Source organism: Rhodococcus artemisiae, assembly GCF_036327795.1.
GTDB lineage: Bacteria > Actinomycetota > Actinomycetes > Mycobacteriales > Mycobacteriaceae > Rhodococcus > Rhodococcus artemisiae.
In genome coordinates this window covers 221,115-246,476 of record NZ_JAUTXY010000005.1, presented here as the reverse complement: position 1 = coordinate 246,476, position 25,362 = coordinate 221,115, and the positions used below count along the sequence as shown (strand labels likewise).

Below are 25,362 nucleotides of genomic sequence, written 5' to 3'. Positions count from 1 at the left end.
CCGGCCGGAACGAAGCACGAAGTACAACGAACACGAGGAGAAGACATGTCATTCGAAGGTGAGGTCGTACTGGTCACCGGTGGTGCCGGTGGTCTGGGAGCGGCAACCGTTCGTAAGCTTCACGCAGAAGGGGCGTCGGTTGTCATCGCCGACCTCGCGGACGAACCGGCGCAGAAGCTGGCCGACGAACTCGGCAACAAGGTCGTGTACTCGCGCACCGACGTTCTCGACGACGATTCGGTCGAAGCCACGCTGGCGGCGTGCGACAAGCTGGGCAAATTGCGCTACGCGGTCATCGCACACGGCGGTTACGGCGTCCTCGAGAAGGTCGTCAATCGCGACGGAACTCCTCACTCGCGCAAGGGGTTCACCGATACGATCAACCTCTACCTGACCGGCACGTACAACGTGTTGCGTCTGGCCTCCGCGAAGATCGCCACGCTCGAACCGAAGCCCAACGGTGAGCGCGGCGCCATCGTCATGACGAGCTCGATCGCAGGGTACGAGGGACAGATGGGCCAATCCGCGTATGCGACCGCGAAGGCCGGCGTCATCGGTCTGACGCTGGCCGGTGCACGCGACCTGAGCTCGGTCGGTATCCGGCTGAACTCGATCGCCCCGGGCACCATGCGCACGCCGCTGCTCGAACTCCTCGGCGAGGAAGCGCTCGACAAGTTCGCCAAGAACATCCCGTTCCCCAAGCGCCTCGGAGCGCCGGACGAGTACGCGTTCCTCGCGCAGCACCTGCTCGAGAACCCGTACATCAATGGTGAGGTCGTGCGCGTCGACGGTGCGCAGCGCTTCCAGCCGCGCTGACGGACTCACTGGTTCTTCACATACGAGGGGAGGGACCGCCCGGACGGGCGGTCCCTCCCCTCGTATGTCGGTGAGGATCTATGCGGTTCCGAGGGTGGCGGCCTGCTCCTTGGCCCACCGGTAGTCGGCCTTACCCACTGGACTTCTCCGGATCTCCGAAGTGAAGAGGACAGATTTCGGAAGCTTGTACCGTGCTATGGATTCCGATGCATGCGCGGCGATGTCGTCTGCCGTTGCCGTGTGCCCCGGGAGAAGTTCGACGATTGCAACGACTGCCTCACCCCACTTGTCGCTCGGCCGCCCGGCGACGAGCACGTCGGCGACTGCGGGATGTGAACCGATCGCCACTTCCACCTCCTCGACGAAGATCTTCTCGCCGCCGGAGTTGATCGTCACCGAATCGCGGCCGAGCAACGCGATGGAGCCGTCCTCGAGCCGGCGGGCCCGGTCGCCGGGGAGGGTGAATCGTTCGCCGTCGATGGTGGGGAATGTGGCGGCTGTCTTGGCCGGGTCACCCTTGTAGCCGAGTGGCACGAATCCGCACTGCGCGAGCCAGCCGATTCCGTCGTGTCCGGGTTCCGCGATTGCGCCGAGGTTCTCGGTGAGGACGCAGGTGTTGTTGCCGGGTGTGAACTTCCCCGTGGACACCGCGTTCGCGTTGGAGACGTGGGTCATCTGTGCCCCGGTTTCGGACGAGCCGACGCCATCGATCACGACGGCCGCGGGAAACCGATCGAGCAGGCGCTGCTTTGCCGTGGGCGACAGGACGGCACCACCGTTCGCCAGGATCGACACGGACGACAGGTCGACGTCGGTGTCGGCGAACTCCGCTGCCAGGGGGCGTGCGATGGCGTCGCCCACCATCATCAGGACGTTCGGCCGCTCCGTCGCGATGGTCTGCGCGACCACACTGGGATCGAGCCGATCGACGACGGGGGAGAACACCAGGGTCTGCCCGGTGAGGATCGCGGTCAGCGCCGCCCACTGGGCGGCGCCGTGGATCAGTGGGGGTAACACAAACAGGGTGAGGCCGGGATTGCCGGCGGCACGGGTGGCAACTTCGTCGGGCGAGGCGATACAGGTGCCGCTGTAGACGTCGCGACCACCGCAGGCTGCCATGAAGATGTCGTGCTGCCGCCACAGAACACCCTTGGGCATGCCGGTGGTGCCACCGGTGTAGAGCATGTAGAGGTCGTCGGGTGACGGGTGCTCGGTCACCGGTTCGGGATCGCTTTCGGCCAAAGCGGTTTCGTAGTCGACCGCACCGGGAAGGAGGCTGTTCCCCGAATCGTCGGCGATCTGGATGAGCAGCCGAACGTGGGGGAGCGACGGCAGGACTTCGGCGAGTTGCGGGGCGAACGCCGCGTGGTAGACGATCGCGGTGGCTTCCGCGTCGGCGAGGAGATACCGGAGCTCGGTCTGCACGTAGCGGTAGTTGACGTTGAACGGTGCGGTGCGAGCGCGGAACGCGCCGAGCATCGATTCGAGGTATTCGTTGCCGTTGTAGGCGTATATCCCGAGGGTGTCCTGACCTACCTCGTGACCTTCGAGGCCGTTGCGTTCGGTGTGGACCCCGAATCCGTTCTTCTTCAGAAAAGTCGCGAATCTCCTTGATCTCTCGGCCAGTTGGGCTTGGGTCAGACGCCGATCGCGGAACACGACGACTTCGCGGTCGGGAATGGCTGCGGCAACCGCATCCACGAGTTCCGGAATCGTGAACTCCCGGGTGGATGTTGCGGGCGGGGCGGTGAGGTCGGTCAAAGCAACTCCTGAGAGATCGGCGCGCTCAACACGTGAACTATCTTAGAAACTGTAATGCATACGGCAATTATTGCGGTAGTGTGTTTGGCAGTAAAGGCAACTCGTGGAACGGGGCGGGATGAGCGCAGTCGACAGTGCCGGTATCGCGACGTCGAAGGTCGACGGGCGGGTCATACACGACGAAACCCTCGACCGGATCCTGAAACTACAGCGCACGGCGTTCCTGGCCGACGGGTTCCCGTCCGCCGGCGTGCGCCGCAACCGCATCGACCGCCTCGTCGCGCTGGTGCTGGACAACGCAGACGCACTGGTCGATGCCATCGTCTCCGATTTCGGAAGTAAATCGCGCGCAGCGACTCTGGCGACGGAAATCGTCGGGAGCCTCGAAGGTATCGAACATACCCGAGCCAACGTCGAGAAGTGGATGAAACCTGAACGTCTGATGCGCGGAGGGAGGCTGACGGGAATCCGCGCCGAGGTGGTGCCGACCCCGCTCGGGGTGGTCGGGATCATCGGGCCGTGGAACTTCCCGTTGCACTTGGTGATCCTGCCCGCGGCTGCCGCGTTCGCCGCCGGCAACCGGGTGGTGATCAAGATGTCCGAGGTCACCCCTGCCACATCGGATCTGTTCGCCGCGCTCGTCGCGGCCCGGTTCGACGAATCCGAACTCGCTGTGGTCACCGGCGGGGTCGAGGTCGGTGCGGCATTCTCGTCGCTGCCGTTCGACCACCTCTTCTTCACCGGATCCCCGGGGGTGGGCAAGCGGATTCTGGCCGCAGCCGCACCCAATCTGGTTCCGGTCACTCTCGAGCTCGGGGGCAAGAACCCGGTGGTGGTGGGTCCGCGCACCGATATCGACCGGGCTGCAGAACGAATTGCACTCGGCCGCATGGTCAACGGAGGGCAGGTGTGCATCTGTCCCGACTACGTGATGGTTCCCGAGAGCAGGGCCGAGGAGTTCGCGGCTGCGGTGACAGCCACATGGCGTAACCGTTTCCCCGTGGTACTTGCCGATCCGGAGTACCCGTCGTGCGTGAACGATGCGAACTACGAGCGGGTGACGGCACTGATCGACGACGCCCGAGAAAAGGGTGCGCTCGTGCGGGTTGCGTCACCGCACGGTGAACGCCTACCTGATGCCCGCTCCCGCAAGATTGCCCCGACACTCGTCTCGGGCGTATCCGACGACATGGACATCGCCCAGGAGGAGATCTTCGGTCCGGTGTTGCTGCTCCGGACCTACCGGGACCTCTCAGAGGTCGTGGCCTACGTGAACGAGCGCCCGTCGCCACTGGTTGCGTACTGGTTCGGTGAGGACGACGACGATTTCCGCCGGTTCGTAGGGAGTACGCGCACCGGTGGGGTGGCGCGCAACGAGTTCGGTATTCACATGCTGCCGGCTACCGCCCCGTTCGGCGGGGTCGGTAACAGCGGGATGGGGGCCTATCACGGGCGCGCGGGCTTCGACACGTTCACTCACCGGCGGTCGGTGGTGGGGACGGACCTGCCGTTCATGGTGACGACGTCGAGTGCTGTTCCGCCCTTCGGGGTCGTTCCCCGCTTGATCTCGGTCCTGGTGATGGGAATTTCGCGGCTGCGGTCCGACTGGAGGCTGCGGCGCCGCTGACGTGTGAACCCGCCATCGTTGCAGGCGCGCACCCTCGGAAGGGTGCGCGCCTCTGCGAAGCTGGGCACGCTACCGAGCGGCCGTCCGTGATCGCGGGTGGTCAGTCTGCGAATCTCAGGGCCGCGGACGGGCAGCCGTTCACCGCGGTGCGCAGCGCCGTCTCGGCTGCCGTGGCTGCGGCAGCGTCGTCGACGGTGACGAACCCTCCGTCTCCGACCTCGAATACCTCGGGTGCAGCAGCTTCACACAGCCCGTGACCGACACATCGGTCGGTATCGACGACAACGCGCATGGTTCTGCTCCTCGTCATAGTTCTTCTACTTCCGCTCAATACGCCATGAACAGGATCTCGTCGCGCCCGTACTCGAGGTCCGGGTGGCGATCGGTGAGGTGCTGCTGCGCTTTCGCGACGAGATCATCCTCGCTCTCACCTGCGATGTACTCGCCGCACGGGCACGACAGTCGTTTCTTCATGAGGTCCTCTCTGTTGTCACGGGTTCGGTTGATGGCGGTTCGGTTCTTGTCGGATCGAGACCGAATTCCTCGGCGAATCGTTCGATGTAGCGGAGCGCGTGTGCGGGGCTCGATCCGTCGACATGCACGACCACCCACGTGGCACCGCGGTCGCGTAGATCGTCGATGAGATCGTGCGCTGCGGCGACAGCGTGCCGATCGTCGAGATCGGTGGGTGGACAGACGATCTGAACGTCCACGGATTCCGGGTTGCGGCCGGATTCGGCGATCCGGCCGTGCAATTCGGCGAGCCGGGCCGAGAACTGATCGGCTGTCTCGATGGCATCGGTGCGGATCGCCGTTGCCATCGCGCGGTCGACGATCAGGGGCATCCATCCGTCGCCGTGCGCTGCGACCCGACGGAGCGCGGCACGGCTGTTGCCGCCGATCCACAGCGGCGGGTGTGGCCGCTGGGCGGGGCGCTGCAGCCACACGTCGCCGACCGCGGTGTATCCCGGTCCGCTTCGCGGGGTCGTGGGGTCGTCCCAGATCCCTCGGAGAGTGGCGATTGCATCGTCGAACACGGCAGCGCGATCGGTGAATTCGACGCCGACCGCGGTGAACTCCGAACGCAGGTAACCTGCACCCACACCGGCGATGAGGCGGCCACCAGAGATGATATCGACGCTGGTGAGGGCCTTCGCCGAGAGGTAAGGCGTGCGGTAGGGCAGCACATACAAGTTGGTCATCAACCGGATGTCCTCGGTCGCGGCAGCCATGAAACTCAGTGCGGCGATCGGATCGAGTGTGTTGTGCCCACCGTTGTCGTGCCACTTCACCGACGGCGCCGGATGCTCACTCAGAGCGACAGCGGAGAAGCCGCACGCCTCGGCTTTGCTGCTCACCGCCCGGATCACCTCGGGAAGGAGGAAGTCGTCGGGTGCGGTGGGGAGTTCGCTGGGGTATTCCAGAGTGAATCTCATGCTGGTCTCGTTCCGTTCACCGGTGCGGATGTGGTGTGGTTTCCGGCGGTTGTTCCCAGCCGCGCCAACCGGTCGCGGAGACCGCGGGCGTCGACCTTGCCCGTTCCGCCCCGGGGGATAGTCTCGTCGGAGTCGAGAACGAGCCAGACCGTGGGGACCTTGAACGAGCTCAGGAGTTCCTTGGCGGCGGTGCGTAGTTCGGACGGATCGAGCGGGGGACGGCATACCACGGCGGCTCCGATACGCGGTCCGGAGTCGCCGTCGATGTGGGTGACGAAAGCGTTCTCGACCCCGGTGATCCTCCTCAGTGCTGCTTGCACTTCGCTCGGATACACGGTGGCTCCGTTGACCTTGACCATGTCGTCGATGCGGCCGCGGTGGAACAGGAAGCCATCGGTGTCGAGACAACCGAGGTCGCCGGTGCGGTAGAACCCGTCCGGCGTGAATACTTCCTCCCGTGAGCGTCCGCAGATCCCCTGCAGAATGTGGGGGCCTCGTACTTCGATCTGCCCTTCGGCGCCGGCCGGAACGGGCACACCCGATTCGACGTCGGTGATGCGCACCGTCATGCCGCCGAACGGTGTACCGCAACTGCCCCACTGTGCACGCCGCAACGCGGTGTCCAGCGGGAAGCCGGCGTAGGGACCGAACGTCTCGGTCATGCCGAAAAGATTTGCCTGGGAGCCGGGCTCGGGGCGCCGGTCCGCCGGCAACAGCGCGGGCAGGCTTCCCGGCCGAAGTGCAGACAGGCCGATGTCCACCTCGTCGGCCCGCCGCGCCAGGGCAACGGCCTGATCCGGCCAGCCGCGGAACAATGTCACTCTCTCTCGTTCGAGGAGTGCCAAGGTCGTGTCGGCAACCGGGATCTCCTCGGTGACGAGTGTGGCGCCGGCGATCAGGGCCGACAGGATGCCCGCGCCGAATCCGCCGACCCAGAAGAACGGCATCGGCAGGTACAGGCGGGTATCCGACGTGATGCATCGGGCGGTGAGGCCGGATGCAACGGCACCGAGCGCACCGGCGTGCGAGTGGAGGACGCCCTTGGGTGCGCCACTGCTGCCCGAGGTGAAGATGACGATCATCGTGTCGCCGGGAGCCACCGCGGTTTCGAGTGACTCGGCGACGGCCTGTATTTCGGGTCCGGGCTGAGCATCGAGAACATCCGGTAGCGTCCACACACGTCGCAGTGACGGTAGATCCGCCAGAATCGCCTCACCCGGCGGCAGTGCAGGACCGCCTATCTCGTCGGACAGCAGGTCGAGGTAGCGGCGACCTCGGAATTCGTCGACGGACACCAGGTGAGAGATCGATGCGGTGCGGATCTGCGCGCGGAGTTCGGCCCCTGAGAGCAGGGTGCTCAGCGGGACCAGCACCGCGCCGATGCGGGTGACGGCGACGGCGATCCGTACCCAGTCGACGTTGTTCGGCATGATCAACCCGACGCGGGTGCCGGCGGTGACCCCACCGGAGACGAGAGTCGCGGCGATCCGGCGGGCCGACTCGTCGAGTTCCCAGTACGACATGCGGTTCGCGGTGTCGACAACGGCGTCCTTCGAGGGCTGCTCGCGGGCACGTTCACTCACCAGCGAACCCATCGTCGTGCACATCCGACGGTCAGGCACGGGAACCTCCCGGCGTGGTGCCGGCTGCGAACAGTTGTTCCTTCACGGCACCCAGGTCGGGTTTACCGGACGGTGTGCGGGGGATGGCGTCGACGACGGTGATCGAGGTGGGGATCTCGTAGCGGGCCAGGCGCGGGACCAGGTGGTCGACCAGCTCGGATTCGGTGACGGTGGCGCCGGTGCGAATCTCGACCATTGCGACCGGTGTCGCGCCGAGACGCTCTTCGGGGCGCCCGACCACCACGGCGCTCGCGACCGCGGGGTAGGTCTCGAGGACCTTTCGTACATCATCGGGGATGATCTTGAAGCCGCCGCGGATGATCGCCTGATCGGCGCGTCCGTGGATCCACAGGAAGCCGTCGGTGTCGATGCGGGCGAGGTCGTTCGTGCGGATCCATTCGCGTCCGCCCCCGATCTGCGCGGGTGCGACCTCGAGTAGTCCCACGGTGCCGGGGGCGACCTCGGTTCCGTCCTCGTCGACGACCCGCAGCCGTGAACCTGCGGTTGCCCGTCCGACGCTTCCCCGTTTCGCCGCCCAGAACCTGCGATGGTCTGCGAGTGTCCATCCGGCTACGCCGCCCCCGAATTCGGTTGCCGCATAGGAGGTGAGTACCGGAACACCGAACTTCTCGGTGAAGGCGTCGGCGTCCTCGGCGGACAGCGGTGCAGTGCCGGAGGTGACCACTTCCAGGCCGGGCAGGTCGTCGCGGGTGAGATCGGAGTGCAGGACCATGCGAAGGGCGGTGGGAACGAGCGAGACGGCCTTGGGCCGGTGTCGGCGTACCGCGTCGGCCCAGCCGGCGAGCTCGAATCGGGGCAACAGTGCATATGGGCGCGCGGCGGCGATGCACTGCAGCGTCCGGTACACGCCGCCGATGTGCACGAGCGGTGCGTTGACGATCGCGACGCCGGAGCTGAGTCGGTCGGGTGTCTTCTCTTCCGAGGTTTCCGGCCCGAGCACGCTGTGCGCGAGCATGTCGTAGGTGAGCTCGACGCGTTTGGGAGGTCCGGTTGTGCCGCTGGTCAACATCAGTAGCGCGGTCCCGAACAGGTTCTCGCACACCGGTGCCGTCTCGGTCCCTGGCGATACAGCAGGTTCACCGGTGATATCCGGAAGCGCGACCGTGGTGACGACCGGGGAAGGCTCGACGAGGGTGGCGAGATCGTCCGGTTCGCCGATGACGACGGGCAGGTTCAGAGCTGTGATGTCGCTGCGTGTCCGTTCGTTGCCGCGCGACGGGTTGATGACGACGAGGCATCGCCCCGACAGCAGGACACCGAGCAACGTGGCGACGTGGACGGGCCGGTTACGGAGCAGTACACCGATCCGGCTTCCCTCGCCGGACCCGTACTGCCTGCACAGCGCATTGATGCGGTCGGCGAGGTGGGCGATCTGCCCCCACGTGAACCAGGTGCCGTCGTACTCGATTGCGCCGACGTCGGGATCGAGGTCGAGGACCGCCGCGATCCGGCGGGCGAGCCGGTGATCGACGACGGTTTCGGTCAGCACGGTCGGGGACATCAGCGGATCCTCGGTCTTGTCGTATGGGCGGGATTCTGCGCGGCGCGTTCGTCCTTGCCGATCGGATTGCCGAGCCGCGTGTAGATCAGTCCCTGATCCATCGCGGCCCGGTACGGCTTGTCCAGCGACTCCCAGATGGCCTTGACGGTGCCCTGGGTCGCGGTAGGAGGTTTCGCGGCGATACCGGCGGCGATCTCGTGGGCGCGTGCCCACAGGTGTTCGCGTGCGGTGATCTCGGTGACGAGCCCGATGCGTAGGGCAGTGTCTGCGCCGACGCGTTCGTCGTTGCCCGACAAGGCGATCCGGAGGGTCTCGGCGAGGCCGATACGGCGCATCAGCCCGACGGGTTCGAGCGCGGAGACCAGCCCGGCGGAGACGTGGGAATCGAAGAAGGTCGCGTCGTCGGAGCAGATCACCACATCGGATTCGTTGACGAAGTAGAGGGCACCGGCCGTGCAGATCCCGTGGACCGCGCACACGACCGGCTTCCACATCTTCTGCCACTTGGGGCTGAGCAGTTCGCCGGGATCTTCGTGGTTCCAGATATTGTCGGGCTGGCCGTAGTCCGATTTGATGTCGAGGCCGGCGCTGAATGCGCGTTCACCTGCCGCGCGGAGCACCACTACGTGGACCCGGTCGTCGCCTTTCACGGTATGCCACGCGCGGCGCATCTCCTGGCACATCGCCCGATCGAACGAGTTCAACCGCTCGGGCCGGTTCAGCGTGATCGTGGCGACGTGGTCGTCGGTGTCGACGTGGAATTCGATGGTCTCGAACTGCGGTGGTGCCGGGTCGCGGGTGGTCGAAGGTGCAGCCATGGAGGTTCTCTCCGGTTCTCGATCGGTGTCGGATGTGGGCTATCGGCCGTGGAACTCGGGTACGGTCCGTTCCTTGAAGGATTTCAGGCCGGATTTGAAATCATCGGTTCGGCAAGCAAGTTCGAGTGCGTACAGCTCCTGGTTCATCGCCTCGGGCAGCGAGGTCGTGTGGCTGCCGTTGATCGCCTGCTTGGCGAGTCCGAGCGCCACAGTGGGCCCGGACGCGAGCCGGTCCAGCAGTGCGGAGGCCGCGGCGTCGACGTCGGACGGTGGAGTACTGCGGTAGATCAGGCCCCAGTCGCATGCATCGGATGCGCCGACCTTCTCACCCAGCATCAGCATCTGCTTCGCGCGGGCGATCCCGGCGAGCCGGGGTACCAGCCAGGTTGCGCCCGAGTCAGGGCTGAATCCTCGTGCCACGAAAGGTTCCCAGAAGGTCGCGTCGTCGGCGGCGATCGTGAAGTCGGCGGCGAGGGCGAGGTTGCACCCGAGCCCCACCGCCCATCCGCGCACAGTGCAGACGACCGGCAGGTGCAGGCCGTGGACGAGTTCGATGATGCGGTGGGCTTGGTGCGGGACCCTCCGGACAAGGTTCCCTGCGCGTGGGCGCGGGCCGCCGGTGCGATTGGTCGATACCCAGTCTGCGCCGCCGCAGAAGTTCGATCCGGCGCCGACGATGTGCACCGCGCGGAGCGAGTCGTCGTGGGCGGCGTCGGTGAGTTCGTCCACGAGTGTGGTCACCATCGGTGGGCTGAGCGCGTTGAGGGTGTCGGTCCGGTCGAGGGTGAGTCGCAGTATCGGTCCGTCGTGGTCGACGTGTACCTGCCCGGCCTGTTCGGACGAACTTGTCGAGTCGCTCGCCATGCCGACCCCTTCCTGAACTCGAGTGTGGAGCAAACGGCTTACTGTGATGTATACGGTATGTAGTACCGTTGCCTTCTGCACAAGTTAGCAAGGAACCGGGGCCGACGGAACCTTCGACATTCGAAAGAGGTTGTATGGCCGTTCATGAGGGAAACCCCGACCCCGAGACGCACGCACGTCCCGAACTGCGTGGATTCGGTGAGAAGCCGCTTGCCCAGACCGCGCGTGCCGCGGCGTCGCTGCGCAGGTTGAGCGCACTGCTGCTCTCACTCGAGCATGAACACGACGTGGTGGACGAGATGGTCGCCCGTTTCGAGGAGTGGGAACAGGTCCTGGCTGCGTCGGCGCCGCCGGATCCTCGCCCCCGGGTCGGGGCGCATCAGGGCAGTGAGCGGCGTGTGTACCTCGATCACGCGTTCGATATCGGATCGTTCAACCCGCACTTCCCCGAATACGAGTTCCTTGACATCGAACCCGGGAACGCGTCGGGGATCGTGAACTTCCCCGTGACCTACGAGGGGCCGCCGGGCCTCGTTCACGGAGGTTTCCTCGGTGTGTTCTTCGACTGCGTCATTCAACAGCACAATTGTTCGGTCGGTGTCGCGGGCAAGACCCGCATGCTCGGAATTCGGTACCGGCGCCCCACGCCGCTGTCGACCGTCCTGGACTTCCACATCGATCGCCGGGTCACCGAACGGGAAGTCCTATCGGAGGCGCGCCTTGAACTCGACGGCCAAGTGCTGTGCTCGGCAGAACTCGATTCGGTGGCAACGCCGGCCGACCGACTCACCACCACCGCATACGGCAGACGGCGATGACGGCCACCACGGAGGCGACGACGTTCGTCGACACAGCAGTTCTCGTCGACACAGCAAATTCTCGTCGAACTCGGGTTCGACGTAACCATGATTCAGGAGGGCAATCGATGAACGACGCCGTGACTTCCGACGGAAGAGTGCTGTTCGAAGTGGACCGGGATACCCGGATCGCAACGATAACGCTGAACAATCCGTCACAGCGTAACTCCTACGACAAGCCGATGCGCGACGACATCGCACGGTACCTGGACATTGCCGTCGACGACGACGACATCACCGTGGTGCTACTACGCGGTGCGGAAGGAGTCTTCAGCACCGGGGCGAACATGAACAACGCGTACGGGTGGTACGACGACGGACCGAACGGTGTTGCCGCGGACCAGAAGCGTCGGCCGAGTCAACGTCGGCGGCTGATCGTGGACCGCAAGACATTCGGCTTCTACCATGAGTTCTTGGGATTTCCGAAGATCACGGTCGGTGAGATCAGCGGGTTCGCGCTCGGCGGCGGGTTCGAACTCGCACTGATGACGGATATTTCGGTGATCGGGCGCGACGCCCGTATCGGTATGCCTGCCACCAGATTTCTCGGCCCGGCGCTGGGAAGCCTGCACATGTTCTTCCACCGCCTCGGCCCGGTCCTTGCCCGGAGGATGCTGCTGACCGGGGACATCGTCACTGCCGGTTCCGTGGAGCACCTCGGTGTGTTCACAGAAACCTGTGAACCTGCTCATGTGGAGGCACGCGCCCGGTACTGGGCTCAGAAGGCAGCGAAGATGCCCGCCGACGGCGTGGTCATCGCCAAGGAGGCGTTCCGACTGGTGGAGCAGAACCAGGCGTACCAGGGGGAGGAAGTGTCCAGCTACCTGTTCCATGCGTTCGGGACGAATCTCCAGTTCTCGTCCGACGAGTTCAACTTTGTGAAAACCCGTGCGCAACACGGGACCAAGGAAGCCTTTCGGCTCCGTGACGAGCACTTCCATGTTCCCGAGCCCGATCTGACATGAATTTCGGGGCGGCCTTATGTCGGCCGTTCCCCCACAGGAGGATGCAGTGACCCACACGAAGCTCGTCTTCGATCCGTTCTCTCAGGAGTTCTTCGACGGCCCGAACCATCTCTACACGAGGATGCGTGACGAAGCGCCCGTCTACTACAGCGACGAGTACGATTTCTATGCGCTGAGCCGCTACGAGGACGTCGCACCGGCGTACCGGGACCACGAAACGTATTCGTCGGCGCGGGGGCTCGATCTCGCGACGGTCCGCCACGGTGAGATTCTCCCGCACAGGTCGATCATCATGATGGATCCGCCGGAGCATCGGCACATGCGCCGCTTGGTCAGCAAGGTATTCACCCCGCGCGCGATCGCAGGCCTCCGCGACACGATCGACGAGCAGATCGTGCGGTTCCTCGGCCGTGTCGATCCGGCCGGTTTCGACATGATCCAGGATTTCTCGTCGCTGTTCCCCATCGAGGTCATTTCCGAGATGCTCGGTGTTCCGCACGAGCATCGGACACAGGTGCGTCTGTGGACCGACGATCTGCTGCATCGTGAGGTCGGACAGATCGAGATGACCGAGGTGGGTTTCGACGCGGTCGTCGAATTGGCCCGCTTCTATTACGGTTTGGCGAAGGAACGCCGCGCGAATCCATGCGACGACATGATCACCAAGTTGACACAGGCGCAGATCGAGCGCGACGACGACGAACCTCCGACGCTGAGCAACATGGAGATCTCGATGTTCGCGTCGCTGCTCGGGGGTGCCGGTGCCGAAACCGTGGCGAAGCTGATCGGCGGTGCGACGGTGACGTTCGCGAAGAACCCCGACCAGTGGGAGAAGGTCCGGGCGGACCGGAGTCTGATTCCTGATGCAGTGGAGGAACTTCTGCGATTCGAGTCACCGAATCAGTACAACGTACGGTATTCGATGCGCGATGTGGAGCTGCACGGGGTCACCATCCCGGCGGGCAAGCCCGTGCTGCTCCTGCTCGGCTCCGCGAACCGTGATCCCGAAGCATTCGACGACGCCGATGTGTTCGACATCGAGAGGGATCGTTCGGGCGCGCCGAGTCTGGCGTTCGGAATGGGAGTGCACAGTTGCCTCGGTGCTGCGCTCGCCCGTCTCGAGAGCAACGTGGCGTTGGGGCATCTGCTCGATTTCATGCCGGAGTTCGAGGTCGACTTCGACAAGTGCACGCGGGTGAGTATGCAGAACGTCGCCGGATACGACCACGTGCCGGTGCGAGTGATCAGCTGATCTGCGGCGTGTGTGCACATTCCGTCGTGAAACAGCGTCCGCGACAGGATGTGCACACTCGCCGAGCCGGTCCTACGTGGTCACGATCGTTGCCCCGGCTGTGCCCGGCGCACCGTACAGCAGGGCGAAACCCGCGGTCGGGTTGCCGGGTACCTGCCGGGGCCCTGCGTCGCCGCGCAACTGTAGTACCAGTTCGTGCAGCTGCCGCAGCCCGGATGCTCCGATGGGCTCGCCGTTGGCGATCAGCCCGCCGTCGGTGTTGACGGGCAGGGCGCCACCGATCTCGGTGACACCGTCGGCGATCAGCTTCTCCTGGTCACCGTCCGCACAGAAGCCGGCTTCGGCCATATGGATGACCTCGGCTCCGGCATCCGTGTCCTGGAGCTGGACGACACCGATGTCCTGAGGGGATATGCCTGCGGATTCGAAGGCGGCGCGGGACGCGAAAACCGAGGGTGCGGGCACCTCGTCGACCGGTGCGTAGGTGGTGTTGACCTCGTAGGCGCCGTAGGTGCGGGTGCGGACCTCCACCGCGCGCACATACACCGGGTTCGAAGTGAATCGATGCGCGATGTCTGCGCGGCACATGATCACTGCAGCCGCGCCCTCGTCCGGTGCACAGAACATGTAGTGCGTCAGCGGGTAGTTGATCATCGGCGAATCGAGGATCTTCTGTTCGGATATCGGCTTGCGCCGGAACGCATTCGGATTGTCGACGCCGTTGCGATAGTTCTTCGCCGCGACCTTCGCCAACGTCTGTACCGAGATGTCGTGGTCGTGCAGGTAGCGGTTGGCCTTCATGCCGAAGAACTTCGTCGTGAGGTATTGGCCGTTCTCCCCGTACCACTTGGGCATGCCCACCAGGGTCGGGTCGACCGTGAACGCGCCGCGCGGATGCTTGTCGAGACCGATGGCGATACCGATGTCGTACTTGCCGAGCCGGATGCTGTCCGCGCACGCTTCGGTTGCGCTGGCGGCCGTCGCGCACGCGTTGAAGACGTTGGTGAACGGGATGCCCGTCAAACCCATGAGTCCGACGATCGCGTCGGGATTGGCGACCTCCCAGCTGCCACCCACAGCGAACTCGATGTCCTTCCATTCGAGGCCGGCATCTGCAAGTGCGCCGCGGATGGCATGTGTGCCCATCTGCATCGCGGTGCTGTCGAAACGGCCGAAGGGGTGCATTCCCACGCCGATGATCGCTACGTCGTGCATGTCAGGACCTTTCGGGGTCGATGGGGCGGAAAGCGAAGGTGACGACCTCGTCGCTGTTCTCGTCGTGGCCGAGCGGAATCATCGTCAATTCGACGTCTATGCCGAACTGGAGCACGGCGGGATCGTTCTCGGTGAGGCGTGACTCCACCCGGATGACATCTCCCAGTTGAACGAGGCCGACGCCGAACGGTTCGAACGTGTCGGTGGTCTCGTCGCCCAGATAGGGAGCACCGGGTAGGAAGCCCTGCGTCGTCCACGTGATGAGGGTTCCGGTGCGGGGAAGAGCGATCTGTGTCATCGCTTCCCTGCTGCACCGTGGACACTGGGGCTGCACCGGGAACACAGTGGCGCCGCAGTGGTCGCAACTGCTGGCGAGCAGTTGGGGATCTTCGTCCGGCCAGGTCGATATCTCTGGTGCGATGGCTCGTTGCACGGTCCGTCCTAGGGATTGCTCGGTTGCGGGCGGCGGGTTTCCGTCCGCCTTGCGGAAGATCATACCGATAGGTGTACAGTAGCGGTCATCTAAGCGCGATCGAACGCCTTGTCGCCCGAACGGAGTCCTTATGCCGCGCAATGTCATCGACCCTCTCGTCAACGTCCATTTCGGGGAGACCGACCTCCAGCCGAAATGGATGACGTCGGTGCGCGACAACTACTTCAAGGGGCCGAAGTCGATGTTCGCTCCGGTGGACATGGCGGAGCTGCTCGATGAAATGGATGAAACCGGTGTCCGTAAAGCGGTCCTGATGGATTCGCTGACGAAACCGTCGGTGACGGCACGCAAGTTCGTCGAGGCGCATCCGGAGCGGTTCTCGTTGGCCATGGGGGGCATGAATCTGCTACGGCCCATCCCTGCACTCCGCGAGCTCGAGGCAGTGAGCCGGGATCTTCCGGTCACCTACACGGTGATCGGGCCGAGTTTCTGGGGCGACGGTGTCTATCCGCCGAGCGACGCCGTCTACTACCCGCTGTACACGAAGTGCGCGGAGATGGGCCTGCCGCTGTGCATGAACACCGGTATCCCCGGGCCGCCGATTCCCGGTGAAGTCCAGAACCCGATCCACCTCGACACAGTGTGTGTGCGCTTCCCGGAGCTCAAACTGTGCATGATCCACGGCGCAGACCCATGGTGGGACGTCGCGATCCGGATGCTCATCCGATTCCCGAACCTGCGACTGATGACATCGGCGTGGTCGCCGAAACGGCTCCCGGATTCCCTGCTGCACTTCATGCGGACCCGCGGGCAGGCCAAGGTGATCTTCGCATCCGACTGGCCGGTCCTCACACACCGGCGGATCGTCCCGGAGGCGCTGGCCCTCGACCTTCCAGAGGAAGCTCTGGACAACTACCTCTTCGGCAACGCCGAAGAGTTCTTCTTCGGTGGCAGGTAGTCCACGCCCAGCGGCTCCGGCCCTCAGCACGCGACAGTTGCCCCGCTGAAAATCGACACGGCTCACAGAGGAGTAGCGAGATGGATCGGTACGAGCTGAGGCGCGAAGACTACAGTCTGAGCGCCGACCAGCTGGATCTGCAGAACGCGTATGCGAAGTTCTTCGAAACGCACGCGACGCAGGAGGTGCTAGGCAGAGCCGAGGCCGAAGGATTCGACCGGTCACTGTGGGAACGGCTGTGTGCCACCGGTGCGACAACCATGGCGCTTCCCGAAGATCTGGATGGAGACGGCGCGACCCTCGTCGATCTGACGATCATCGCCGAGGAGATCGGCCGGACACTGGCGCCGGTACCGTGGATCGATCACGTGTGTGCGTCGCGCCTGCTCGGCCGCTTGGTCACGCAGGGCGCGCCGATCGATGACTTCGGCGCGATCTCGTCGGGACGGACGATCCTCGGATTCGACCCCCACCTCGGTGACACCCGTGGGCCACGGCTCGTTCCGGCAGGTGCGATCGCCGATCATATCCTCGTCCGCGAGGGGGACGACATCGTCTCTCTCTTGTTCGCCGAGAAGCCCGACTTCGTGGAGAACATCGGAAAGTTGCCGATGGCGTGGATCGATCCGTTCGACGCTACCGAGCGCACCGTCCTCGCCAGCGGGCCGGCCGCTGTGGCCGCCTTCGATCAGGCTCTCGACGAATGGCGGATCCTGACTGCGTCGGCACTCGTGGGGTTGGTCGACAAGACCATGCGCATCGCCGCGGAATTCTCGACAACCCGCTACACACTCGGTGTTCCCATCTCGTCCCTGCAGGGAATCTCGCATCCGCTCGCGAACATCGCGGTCGCGGTCGAAGGCGGTCGGGCGCTGTCCCGCAAAGCCGCGTGGTACCTCGACAACGAACCCGATAACCGTCGCGAACTAGGCGGTGCGGCATTTTTTTTCATGACCGAGGAGGCATCGCGTGCCGCCACGATGGCGGTGCAGGTCCAGGGTGGCCTCGGCGTCTCGACCGAGGCAGCCGCGACTTCCTACCTGGTGCGTGCCCGCGGATGGTCGCTGGCCGGAGGTGATCCGGCAGAGACCGCGCGACACATCGCGACGATCGTGGCGGAGAACCGAACTGCCGACTCCGGCACGAATCTTGTTGCGGTGTAGAGGGGAAAACGATGGATTTTTCACGGGTGGAATTGACCGCCGACGAGCAGGGGTTTCTCGACGAGATCAGGACCTTCCTCGGAACACACGTCACAGACGACGTCCGCAGGCGTGACCGAGAGACAGGCGACAATTTCGACGAAGCCGTGCATCTGGCGATGGGCGAAGCCGGGTATCTCGAGCGGGAGTACCGCTCCGAGGAAGGAGGCGGATTCACCCGCGTCGAGCGACGGCTGTGGGCTCTCGAGCGTCGCCGCTCACACGTCCCGTGGGTGACGTGGGGAACCACGGTACTGGTGGCGCATTCCGTCGAGGCGTACGCGCAGCCGGATCTGCGAGACGAGGTCATGTCGCAGGTGTTCAGCGGTCACGTGCGGATGTGCCTGGGGTACACGGAACCCGAGGGCGGCTCGGACATCGCGACGTGCAAGACGAAAGCGGTGCGCGACGGTGACGACTGGGTGATCAACGGATCGAAGATGTTCACTACCGGCGCACACAATTGCCGGTACGTCTTCCTGATCACCAACACCGATCCGAACGCCGAAAGGAAGCACAAGAGCCTGACCATGTTCCTGGTCCCGCTCGACACTCCCGGCATTGAGATCCAGGGGCTGCGGACGGTCGACGGAGACCGTACGAACATCGTGTACTACAACGATGTTCGTATCTCCGATCGCTACCGGCTCGGTGAGGTCAACGAGGGGTGGACGGTGCTGCGCGGCCCGCTCGACACCGAGCACGGCGTCGTCGACGCTGCAGTGGACGGTCTCGACGACGTGTCGATCCTGCAGCACCAGGGCATGTTCATGGGGACCGCAGTGGACAAGGTGGCGACCATCGTCGGCCAGGAGGGTTCGGACGGCGGCCGCCGCATCGACGACGGACTCGTATCCCACCGTCTGGGGCGGAGCGTCGCCCGCATAGAGGCGGCACTGAGCACTCCGCACATGTTCGGCAGGGTGGCGATCGCGCAGGCAATGCGCGAGGTGTCCCTCGAACTCATGGACGTCGTGGGACCCACGTCGGTGCTGCCGATCGAGACCCCGGGTGCCCTCGATGACGGCGCGACAGAGTACCTGTACCGGTGGGCGCCGCTGTGCGGGATCTACGGGGGCACTCTCGAGGTGTTCCGCAACATGATCGCCCAGTACACGCTGGGAATGGGTCGGCCGATGTACGCACCCGTCAAGCGCTGACCTGCTGAACACCACAGCGACGAGAATGCCGGACGGACTTCGGGTCCGGCCGGCATTCTCGTCGTCTTTCGCAGGCTCAAAGGACCGCGCCGGACACCTTCGCGGCGATGATGTCGTCCCAGGTCATGCCGAGCTCCTCGAGGATCTCGTCGGTGTGCTCTCCGTGACCGGGTGAGCGACTCGGCGCGGCAGGGGTCTCGTCGAACAGGATGGGTGCGGTGACCGTCCGGTAGACCTCGCCCTTCGAATCGGTCACGTTCATCAGGTAGCCGTTGGCAGCGGCCTGCGGATCATCGAGCACCTCGGCGGGCGTTGCGATCGGCGACCACACACCGGGTTCGTCGGCGAGAATCTTCTGCCACTCCGTGAGGTCGCGTTCGGCGAAAATCTGCCGCAGGAGCGCGGTGGCATCGTCACTGTTCGAGACGAGGTTTGCCAGCGGGGTGAAACGTTCGTCGTCGCCGAGTTCAGGCCGGCCGATGCGCTCGCAGAATCCCTTCCAGAAGCGGTCCGCCTGCAGGAACACGAGCTGAACCCAGCGTCCGTCGCGGGTCTTGTACCGATTCACGACGGGGTTGGGTGCTTCGCCCTGCACGTACGGGGGGATTCGCTCGATACCGTAGTAGTCGGCAGCAGCGATGTCCGGTGCAACCGCCCACATTCCCTGTGCGAGAAGCGACCCGTCGACCACGGGTGGGCGCCCGGTGCGTTCCCGGTGGAACAGTGCCGCGGCGATCCCGCCGGCGAGGGTGATGCCGCCCTGAAGATCGCCGAAGGCCGGTCCCTGCGCGAACGGGAACTCCTGCCCGTCGGGCGTGAGGGCGTGGGCGACGCCGGCGCGTGCCGTGTACCCGGACGCGTCGAATCCGCCCTTGTCCCGGTCCGGCCCGAGAGGGCCCTGCCCGCTGCCCCGCGCGATGATCACGTTCGAGTTGAACTCGCGGATCCTCTCGACCGACAGATCGGCGCGTTCGAGTGCGGATGGAAGCCAATTGGTGAGGAGCACATCTGCTTTTGCGACCAGTGCGCCGAAGATCGCACGCCCCTCGGGCGATTTGATGTCCACGGCGATGCTGCGCTTGCCGTGGTTCCCGATTTCCATCATGAGGTTCGCGTCGACGCGCGATTCGGCAGGGTCGAGACCGCCCACGACGAGGTATCGGCAGGGATCACCTCCGTGGGTGTCCTCGATCTTGATGACGTCGGCGCCCCAGTCGCAGAGCGCGGAACCGGCGCACGGGACATAGGTCCAAGAGGCGAGTTCCACCACCCGGACACCTCTGAGCAGTTCGGACATGGCATTCCCTTCTCGCGGCACAAGTTGACTCTTCACCCGCTCTGGACGTTACTGTATCAATTACAGTTAGTCATCCCGTCGTATAGTCGAGGAGAGCGCATGAGTGAGGTAGTCGAAAGCTCCGAGGTAGGGGGACCCGAAGTCGGGAGTTCCGAGACCGAAACGAGCGTCGAACTCGGACAGCGCGTCGCAGCCCGGGCAGAAACCCGGCTGCTCATAGACGGAGAGCTCACTGAGGCTGCAGACGGTGCGACCTATCGGAACACCGCTCCCGCGACGGGGCTCGTTCTCGGCGATGCCGCCGCGGCAACCGCCCGCGACATGGACCGCGCGATCGGCGCGGCGCGGCGAGCGTTCGACGAGACCGGTTGGTCGACCGACCGGGCTCTGCGTAAGCGGTGCCTGCTGCAGCTCCAGGCTGCCCTCGAATCCGAGAAAGACCACCTGCGAGAGGAACTCGTCGCCGAGGTCGGATGCCCGACGATGGCAACCGGCGACGCCCAGCTGGACTGGCCGCTGACCGAGTCGCTCCGCTGGCCTGCTGCGATGGTCGACGACTTCGAGTGGGAACGAACCCTTGCCGGAGGTGGACTGTTCGGACCGCGCAACCGCCGGGTCGTCGTCAAGGAAGCCGCGGGTGTGGTTGCCGCGATCACGCCGTCGAACTACCCGATCGAGGTGATACTCAACAAGATCGGGCCCGCCCTGGCGGCCGGCAACACCGTCGTCCTCAAACCGGATCCGAACACACCGTGGAACGCGGCGCGACTCGCACGTCTCGTCGCGGAGAAGACCGACATCCCCGCCGGCGTGCTCAACGTCGTAACCACACCCGACAACGAGGTCGCCGGGATGCTCGTCGACGACCCCCGCGTCGATCTCATCTCGTTCACGGGCTCCACCTCAGTGGGGCGGATGCTGATGCGGCGCGGCGCAGCCACTATGAAGCGCATGTTCCTCGAACTCGGGGGCAAGTCCGCGCTCATCGTGACAGACGACGCGGATCCCGTGAAGGCGATCATGAGCACAATCGGCGCGTGCTCCCACGCGGGACAGGCGTGCGCCGTCAACACCCGAATCCTCGTACACCGGTCGCTGTTCGATCAGGTATCTGTGGGCGCCGCAGAAGCCTACCGACAGGTGCCGGTCGGCGACCCGGTGTTGCCTGAGACATTCGTCGGCCCACTCATCAGCGCATCGCAGAAGCAGAAGGTGCTCGACCTGCTCGCACGGGCACGCGACGGCGGCGCACACTTCCTCGCCGGTGGTGGTGAGATGGACGGGCTCGCCGAGCACCTGCGCGGCGGCAACTTCGTAGCACCCACACTCGTGACCGGACTCGGCAACGACGCCGAACTCGCGCGGGAGGAAGTATTCGGGCCGGTTGCTCTGCTCATCCCGTTCGACACCGACGACGAGGCAGTGCGGATGGCGAACGACAACCCGTTCGGACTGGCCGGTGCCGTCATGTCCGGATCGAGCGAACGCGGCAATGCCATAGCCCGGCGTGTGCGCACCGGAGCGATCGGAGTGAACGGCGGAATGTTCTACGGGGCAGACGCGCCGTTCGGGGGCTACAAGAACAGTGGCCTCGGACGGCAGTGCGGTACAGAAGGTTTCGAGCAGTATCTGGAGACGAAGACGATTGCCGAACGCCTCCCGCGGGGAGCGGTCTGACCGGCGCGTACATCGACCACCACCAGGAAGGTACGAAAGCATGGGCACATTCGACAACAAGGTCGCGATCGTCTCGGGAGCGGCCCGCGGACAGGGGCGCTCGCACGCGGTCGCCCTCGCGGCCGAAGGCGCGAACATCATCGCACTCGACATCTGCGCGGATCTCGACGGCAACACGTATCTGCTGTCGCGACCGGAGGACCTCGAGGAGACGGCGCGTCTCGTCGAGAAGGAAGGCGTTCGCGCACATACGGTGATAGCGGATGTGGGAGAACGCTCCGAGGTGCGGCGGGCGATCGCCGAGGGCGTCGCGCAGTTCGGGCGGCTCGATATCGTCGTCGCGAACGCGGGCATCTGCCCGATGGGCGACGGTCAGAGCCTGCAGTCGTGGTCCGACACCGTCGACACCGATCTCGCCGGCGTGTTCAACGTGGTGCAGGCGAGTCTGCCGCACCTCGGTGACGGTGCCTCGATCATCGCGACCGGCTCGCTGGCAGCACAATTGGGAAGCGCGACCAACCAGGGCCCGGGCGGTTCGGCGTACAGCCTTGCCAAGCAGCTGGTTGCACGATATGTCAACGATCTGGCAGTGCAGCTGGCCAAGAAGAACATTCGCATCAATGCGGTGCATCCGACCAACGTGAACACCGACATGCTCCACAACGAGGGCATGTACCGGGTGTTCCGCCCCGACCTCGAGCACCCGACCCGGGAAGAAGCCGAGGTGGCGTTCCCCGCGATGCAGGCGATGCGGGTTCCGTACATCGAGCCGAAGGACGTGTCCGAGGCGGTCGTGTTCCTCGCGAGCGATTCGGCCCGGTACATCACCGGAAGCCAGCTGCGCATCGACGCGGGTGGCTACGTCAAGTCCGTTCCGTGGAAGGGCTGAGACCGTGGCAGACGTGATCGGATTCCTCGGTGCCGGGCAGATGGGTGAACCGATGGTGCACCGCCTGCTCGCCGCCGGACACGACGTGCTCGCCCACGCCCGGAAGGAAGCGGTGCGCAACCGGCTCACCGACGCCGGTGCGCAGCTCTCCGATTCTGTCGCCGACCTGGCGCGACGGGCCGATATTCTCGTCGTCTGCCTGTTCTCCGACGATCAGCTCGTCGAGTTGGCCACCGGCCCGGACGGGTTCATCGCGCATGCCGAACCCGGGACGGTGGTGGTCTCGCACGTCACAGGCAACGTCGGCACGCTCGACAAGCTCCGCTCCCTGTATTCGGACGGACCGACCGTGGTCGATGCGCCGGTGAGCGGCTCGGCCGAGGACATCGCCGACGGGAAACTCACGGTCCTGCTCGGCGGCGACACCGCCGTGCTGGACCGAGTCGAACCGGTGGTGCGTGCCTACGCCGACCCGGTGATCCGGACCGGCGAGTTCGGCAGTGCGCTGAACCTCAAGCTGGTCAACAACATCCTGTTCGCCGCGAATGCACAGCTCGTCGCCGCCGCGGTCGAACTCGGCGGCAGGCTCGGTGTCGACGGCACTGCACTTCTCGACGCGATCGCGTCGAGCAGCGGTCGCAGTCATGCGCTCGCCTCGATCCGGAAGGTCGGCGGCGTCGATACGTTCACCCAGGCGGCGTCACCGTTCCTGCGTAAGGACGTGGCGGCCTGCGCCGCGGCCGCAGCGGACGCGCACGTCGACCTCGGTTGGCTCGGCACCGTCGTCGCGGACGGTCCGATCTCCCTGGTGAAGTCGACGGTGACCGAATGAGCGTGTCCCTTCTGCTGGAGATGGCAGTCTCGGCCGACCCCGACCGGGTTGCCGTCGTCTCCGAGAACACACGTGTCACCGCGGCCGAGTTGCACGGGATGGCCCGGCGCGGCGGTACCCACATCGCAGGCAGCGGTGCCCGCTCTGTCGTGTACGTCGGCACGGGCGGAGCGATGCTTCCACTGCTGATCTTCGCATCGGCGCACGGCGGAATTCCGTTCACCCCGCTGAACTATCGACTCGGCGAAGGTGCCTTGCACGAGCTGATCGCGCGCCTGCCGGAACCGCTGGTGGTAGCCGACCGGGAGTACCTGCAGACCATGTGGCGCTCCGGCGCGGACGTCATCGAGTCACAGGCCTTCCTCGATCTGGCGAGCGCGTCCGGTGACACCGGTGAAGAGGTCGCGGTCGACCCCGATGATGTGGCGGTGGTGCTGTTCACGTCCGGTACCACATCGAAGCCGAAAGCAGTGGAGCTCAGTCATTCCAACCTGTCCGGCTATGTGATGGCGACCGTCGAGTTCGCTTCTGCAGGTTCGGATGACGCTGCGCTCGTGTGTGTTCCGCCCTACCATGTCGCCGGTGTGAGTGCCGCCCTGTCGAATCTGTATGCGGGGCGTCGAGTGGTGTATCTGCGGCAGTTCGACGCTCAGCGGTGGGTGTCGCTCGTGCGCAGCGAGAACATCACCAATGGGACGGTCGTCCCGACGATGCTCGAGCGGATCGTGGTCGAACTCGAACACAATCCGACATCATTGCCGTCTCTTCGTGCGCTGGCCTACGGTGGGTCGAAGGTTGCGCTTCCGCTGGTGCGACGCACCCTCGAGCTGCTTCCGGACGTGGGATTGGTCAATGCGTACGGTTTGACGGAGACCAGTTCGACCATCGCAGTTCTCACGCCGGAGGACCACTGGGCAGCCCGCGACAGCCACAATCCGGAGATCGTGGGACGCCTCGGCTCGGTGGGCCGGCCGGTTCCGGGCATCGAGATCCAGATCCGTGACGAGTCCGGTACGGTGCTGCCGGCGGGCGCACCCGGCCAGCTGTTCGTGCGCGGACCGCAGGTCTCGGGTCGGTACACGGGGATCGGTTCGGTGCTCGACGACGACGGCTGGTTCCCCACCCGTGACCTCGCGACGGTCGACAGGGACGGTTACGTGTTCGTCGCCGGTCGCTCCGACGACACCATCATCCGCGGTGGTGAGAACATCGCGCCGGCCGAGGTCGAGGAGGTGCTCGTCGAACATCCCGATGTCGCGGCTGTCGCGGTGGTCGGTGTGGAGGACGACGAATGGGGGCAGGCCATGGTCGCGGTCGTCGTTCCGCGCGACGGCACCGACCCCGATGCCGAAGATCTCCGGGCGTTCGTGCGATCGCGGGCCCGCGGATCGCGGACGCCGGATCGAATCGTGTTCCGCGGGGACCTGCCCGTGACGGAAACCGGCAAGCTCCTGCGTCGGGTTCTCGTCGCGGAACTGACTGAGGCGCTGCAATATCAAGGGAGAGATGTTCGATGATCAAGACCGGAACGAGACTGGAGAGCCAGGTCTGCGACACGCAGGTGATCGTGGTGTCGGCGACCGGGTCGCTCGATGAGATCCGTTGTGGTGGAGTCGGCATGGTGGTACTGGGTTCGGCCAAGGAAGCCGGCGTGGTGCTCGACGAGGCGTTCACCGAGGGCCCTGCGCTCGGCAAGCGCTACGTGACCGAGGACGGTGCGGAGGTGTTGGTGACCAAGGCGGGCAGGGGGGCGCTGTCCGTCGGAGCCACCGTGTTGACGCTGAAAGAGCCGAAGGCGTTGCCGGCCAGCGATTGACGACGAAGCAGAGCGGGCGGAACGAGTCAGGTTGGCGCCGGATGAGATCCGTTGTGCCGGAGTTCGGGAGGATGTAACCCTGATCCGGGGTTGCATGGGTTCAGTTCCGAATCCGTATGGAGTTTCGGGAAGGTATGGAAAATTTCCCATACCTTCCCAAACAGTCCCCGAAATCCCCCGATCTGCAGACCTACCTCAGCGCGGAGTTGGTTATGTGATCGCGCGCTGCGCCGAAGAGTTCGGTTCCGTTTCGGTCGGCCATGGACTAGTAGGACTTTGTTACGTCGGGAAGGCATGGTGGCACAATGGGCAGGTACCGATCCAACGAGCAAGTGCGCGTTGG

At 65.0% G+C, this 25,362-nt stretch carries 24 protein-coding genes; 13 read left to right on the top strand and 11 right to left on the bottom strand.

Annotated elements, in window-relative coordinates:
* Positions 1–45 precede the first annotated feature (45 nt).
* A complete protein-coding gene (locus Q7514_RS13590; RefSeq protein WP_330133787.1) occupies positions 46–816 on the top strand; it encodes an SDR family NAD(P)-dependent oxidoreductase in 771 nt (256 codons plus the stop codon).
* Positions 817–894: 78 nt separating this feature from the next.
* Here Q7514_RS13590 and Q7514_RS13585 read toward each other — a convergent pair whose 3' ends face one another.
* Complete coding sequence (locus Q7514_RS13585; protein WP_330133786.1) at positions 895–2,577, bottom strand: acyl-CoA synthetase; 1,683 nt, start codon at positions 2,575–2,577, stop codon at positions 895–897.
* Positions 2,578–2,695: 118 nt separating this feature from the next.
* On the opposite strand from Q7514_RS13585, the gene Q7514_RS13580 reads away from it, so the two are divergent.
* Positions 2,696–4,204, top strand: coding sequence for an aldehyde dehydrogenase family protein (locus tag Q7514_RS13580; RefSeq protein WP_330133785.1), 1,509 nt, complete (start codon positions 2,696–2,698; stop codon positions 4,202–4,204).
* Positions 4,205–4,304: 100 nt separating this feature from the next.
* Here Q7514_RS13580 and Q7514_RS13575 read toward each other — a convergent pair whose 3' ends face one another.
* From Q7514_RS13575 to Q7514_RS13545, 7 genes are read right to left on the bottom strand one after another with little or no spacing between them, the layout of a single operon-like run.
* Complete coding sequence (locus tag Q7514_RS13575; RefSeq protein ID WP_330133784.1) at positions 4,305–4,496, bottom strand: ferredoxin; 192 nt, start codon at positions 4,494–4,496, stop codon at positions 4,305–4,307.
* Between the two features lie 35 nt (positions 4,497–4,531).
* Complete coding sequence (locus tag Q7514_RS13570) at positions 4,532–4,678, bottom strand: DUF1059 domain-containing protein (RefSeq protein WP_330133783.1); 147 nt, start codon at positions 4,676–4,678, stop codon at positions 4,532–4,534.
* Complete coding sequence (locus Q7514_RS13565; protein WP_330133782.1) at positions 4,675–5,640, bottom strand: TIGR03619 family F420-dependent LLM class oxidoreductase; 966 nt, start codon at positions 5,638–5,640, stop codon at positions 4,675–4,677. Before Q7514_RS13565 ends, Q7514_RS13570 begins: the two co-directional genes overlap by 4 nt.
* Positions 5,637–7,247, bottom strand: a complete 1,611-nt coding sequence (locus Q7514_RS13560) for a class I adenylate-forming enzyme family protein (protein ID WP_408016092.1) — start codon at positions 7,245–7,247, stop codon at positions 5,637–5,639. The genes Q7514_RS13565 and Q7514_RS13560 overlap by 4 nt, the downstream gene beginning before the upstream one ends.
* A 7-nt stretch (positions 7,248–7,254) precedes the next feature.
* Entirely contained in the window at positions 7,255–8,784 is a 1,530-nt protein-coding gene (locus tag Q7514_RS13555) for a class I adenylate-forming enzyme family protein (RefSeq protein WP_330133781.1), read from the bottom strand.
* Positions 8,784–9,602 (bottom strand): enoyl-CoA hydratase/isomerase family protein, encoded by an 819-nt coding sequence (locus Q7514_RS13550; protein WP_330133780.1) that lies wholly within the window; start codon positions 9,600–9,602, stop codon positions 8,784–8,786. Before Q7514_RS13550 ends, Q7514_RS13555 begins: the two co-directional genes overlap by 1 nt.
* Positions 9,603–9,641: 39 nt before the next feature.
* Positions 9,642–10,466, bottom strand: coding sequence for an enoyl-CoA hydratase/isomerase family protein (locus Q7514_RS13545; protein ID WP_330133779.1), 825 nt, complete (start codon positions 10,464–10,466; stop codon positions 9,642–9,644).
* A gap of 134 nt (positions 10,467–10,600) precedes the next feature.
* On the opposite strand from Q7514_RS13545, the gene Q7514_RS13540 reads away from it, so the two are divergent.
* The 3 genes from Q7514_RS13540 to Q7514_RS13530 all read left to right on the top strand — a co-directional run bounded on the left by Q7514_RS13540 (position 10,601) and on the right by Q7514_RS13530 (position 13,540).
* On the top strand, positions 10,601–11,284 hold the full coding sequence (locus tag Q7514_RS13540; RefSeq protein WP_330133778.1) for a hypothetical protein: 684 nt from the start codon (positions 10,601–10,603) through the stop codon (positions 11,282–11,284).
* 107 nt (positions 11,285–11,391) lie between these two features.
* The gene (locus tag Q7514_RS13535; RefSeq protein ID WP_330133777.1) at positions 11,392–12,288 is read left to right on the top strand and encodes an enoyl-CoA hydratase/isomerase family protein; all 897 of its coding nucleotides are present in this window, start codon (positions 11,392–11,394) and stop codon (positions 12,286–12,288) included.
* A 46-nt stretch (positions 12,289–12,334) separates the two neighbouring features.
* Entirely contained in the window at positions 12,335–13,540 is a 1,206-nt protein-coding gene (locus tag Q7514_RS13530) for a cytochrome P450 (protein WP_330133776.1), read from the top strand.
* A 72-nt stretch (positions 13,541–13,612) separates the two neighbouring features.
* On the opposite strand, the gene Q7514_RS13525 is transcribed toward Q7514_RS13530, so the two are convergent.
* Positions 13,613–14,755 (bottom strand): thiolase family protein, encoded by a 1,143-nt coding sequence (locus Q7514_RS13525; protein ID WP_330133775.1) that lies wholly within the window; start codon positions 14,753–14,755, stop codon positions 13,613–13,615.
* Position 14,756: 1 nt separating this feature from the next.
* Positions 14,757–15,188, bottom strand: coding sequence for a Zn-ribbon domain-containing OB-fold protein (locus tag Q7514_RS13520; protein ID WP_330133935.1), 432 nt, complete (start codon positions 15,186–15,188; stop codon positions 14,757–14,759).
* A gap of 130 nt (positions 15,189–15,318) precedes the next feature.
* On the opposite strand from Q7514_RS13520, the gene Q7514_RS13515 reads away from it, so the two are divergent.
* The 3 genes from Q7514_RS13515 (at position 15,319) to Q7514_RS13505 (ending at position 18,508) form a co-directional block, all read left to right on the top strand.
* Positions 15,319–16,146: an amidohydrolase family protein gene (locus Q7514_RS13515; RefSeq protein WP_330133774.1), complete on the top strand. Its 828-nt coding sequence runs from the start codon at positions 15,319–15,321 to the stop codon at positions 16,144–16,146.
* 80 nt (positions 16,147–16,226) lie between these two features.
* Positions 16,227–17,309 carry an acyl-CoA dehydrogenase family protein gene (locus Q7514_RS13510; protein ID WP_330133773.1) on the top strand — a complete coding sequence of 361 codons (1,083 nt, stop codon included), beginning with the start codon at positions 16,227–16,229 and terminating at the stop codon, positions 17,307–17,309.
* 11 nt (positions 17,310–17,320) lie between these two features.
* Entirely contained in the window at positions 17,321–18,508 is a 1,188-nt protein-coding gene (locus Q7514_RS13505) for an acyl-CoA dehydrogenase family protein (protein ID WP_330133772.1), read from the top strand.
* Positions 18,509–18,584: 76 nt separating this feature from the next.
* On the opposite strand, the gene Q7514_RS13500 is transcribed toward Q7514_RS13505, so the two are convergent.
* Positions 18,585–19,805 (bottom strand): CaiB/BaiF CoA transferase family protein, encoded by a 1,221-nt coding sequence (locus Q7514_RS13500; RefSeq protein ID WP_330133771.1) that lies wholly within the window; start codon positions 19,803–19,805, stop codon positions 18,585–18,587.
* A 99-nt stretch (positions 19,806–19,904) separates the two neighbouring features.
* On the opposite strand from Q7514_RS13500, the gene Q7514_RS13495 reads away from it, so the two are divergent.
* The 5 genes from Q7514_RS13495 to Q7514_RS13475 are packed head-to-tail and all read left to right on the top strand — an operon-like array spanning position 19,905 to position 25,019.
* Positions 19,905–21,482, top strand: coding sequence for an aldehyde dehydrogenase family protein (locus Q7514_RS13495; protein ID WP_330133770.1), 1,578 nt, complete (start codon positions 19,905–19,907; stop codon positions 21,480–21,482).
* 40 nt (positions 21,483–21,522) lie between these two features.
* The gene (locus Q7514_RS13490) at positions 21,523–22,371 is read left to right on the top strand and encodes a mycofactocin-coupled SDR family oxidoreductase (RefSeq protein ID WP_330133769.1); all 849 of its coding nucleotides are present in this window, start codon (positions 21,523–21,525) and stop codon (positions 22,369–22,371) included.
* A 4-nt stretch (positions 22,372–22,375) separates the two neighbouring features.
* Positions 22,376–23,203: an NAD(P)-dependent oxidoreductase gene (locus Q7514_RS13485; RefSeq protein WP_330133768.1), complete on the top strand. Its 828-nt coding sequence runs from the start codon at positions 22,376–22,378 to the stop codon at positions 23,201–23,203.
* A complete protein-coding gene (locus tag Q7514_RS13480) occupies positions 23,200–24,720 on the top strand; it encodes a class I adenylate-forming enzyme family protein (RefSeq protein ID WP_330133767.1) in 1,521 nt (506 codons plus the stop codon). Before Q7514_RS13485 ends, Q7514_RS13480 begins: the two co-directional genes overlap by 4 nt.
* The gene (locus Q7514_RS13475; RefSeq protein ID WP_330133766.1) at positions 24,717–25,019 is read left to right on the top strand and encodes a hypothetical protein; all 303 of its coding nucleotides are present in this window, start codon (positions 24,717–24,719) and stop codon (positions 25,017–25,019) included. The genes Q7514_RS13480 and Q7514_RS13475 overlap by 4 nt, the downstream gene beginning before the upstream one ends.
* Positions 25,020–25,362 lie beyond the last annotated feature (343 nt).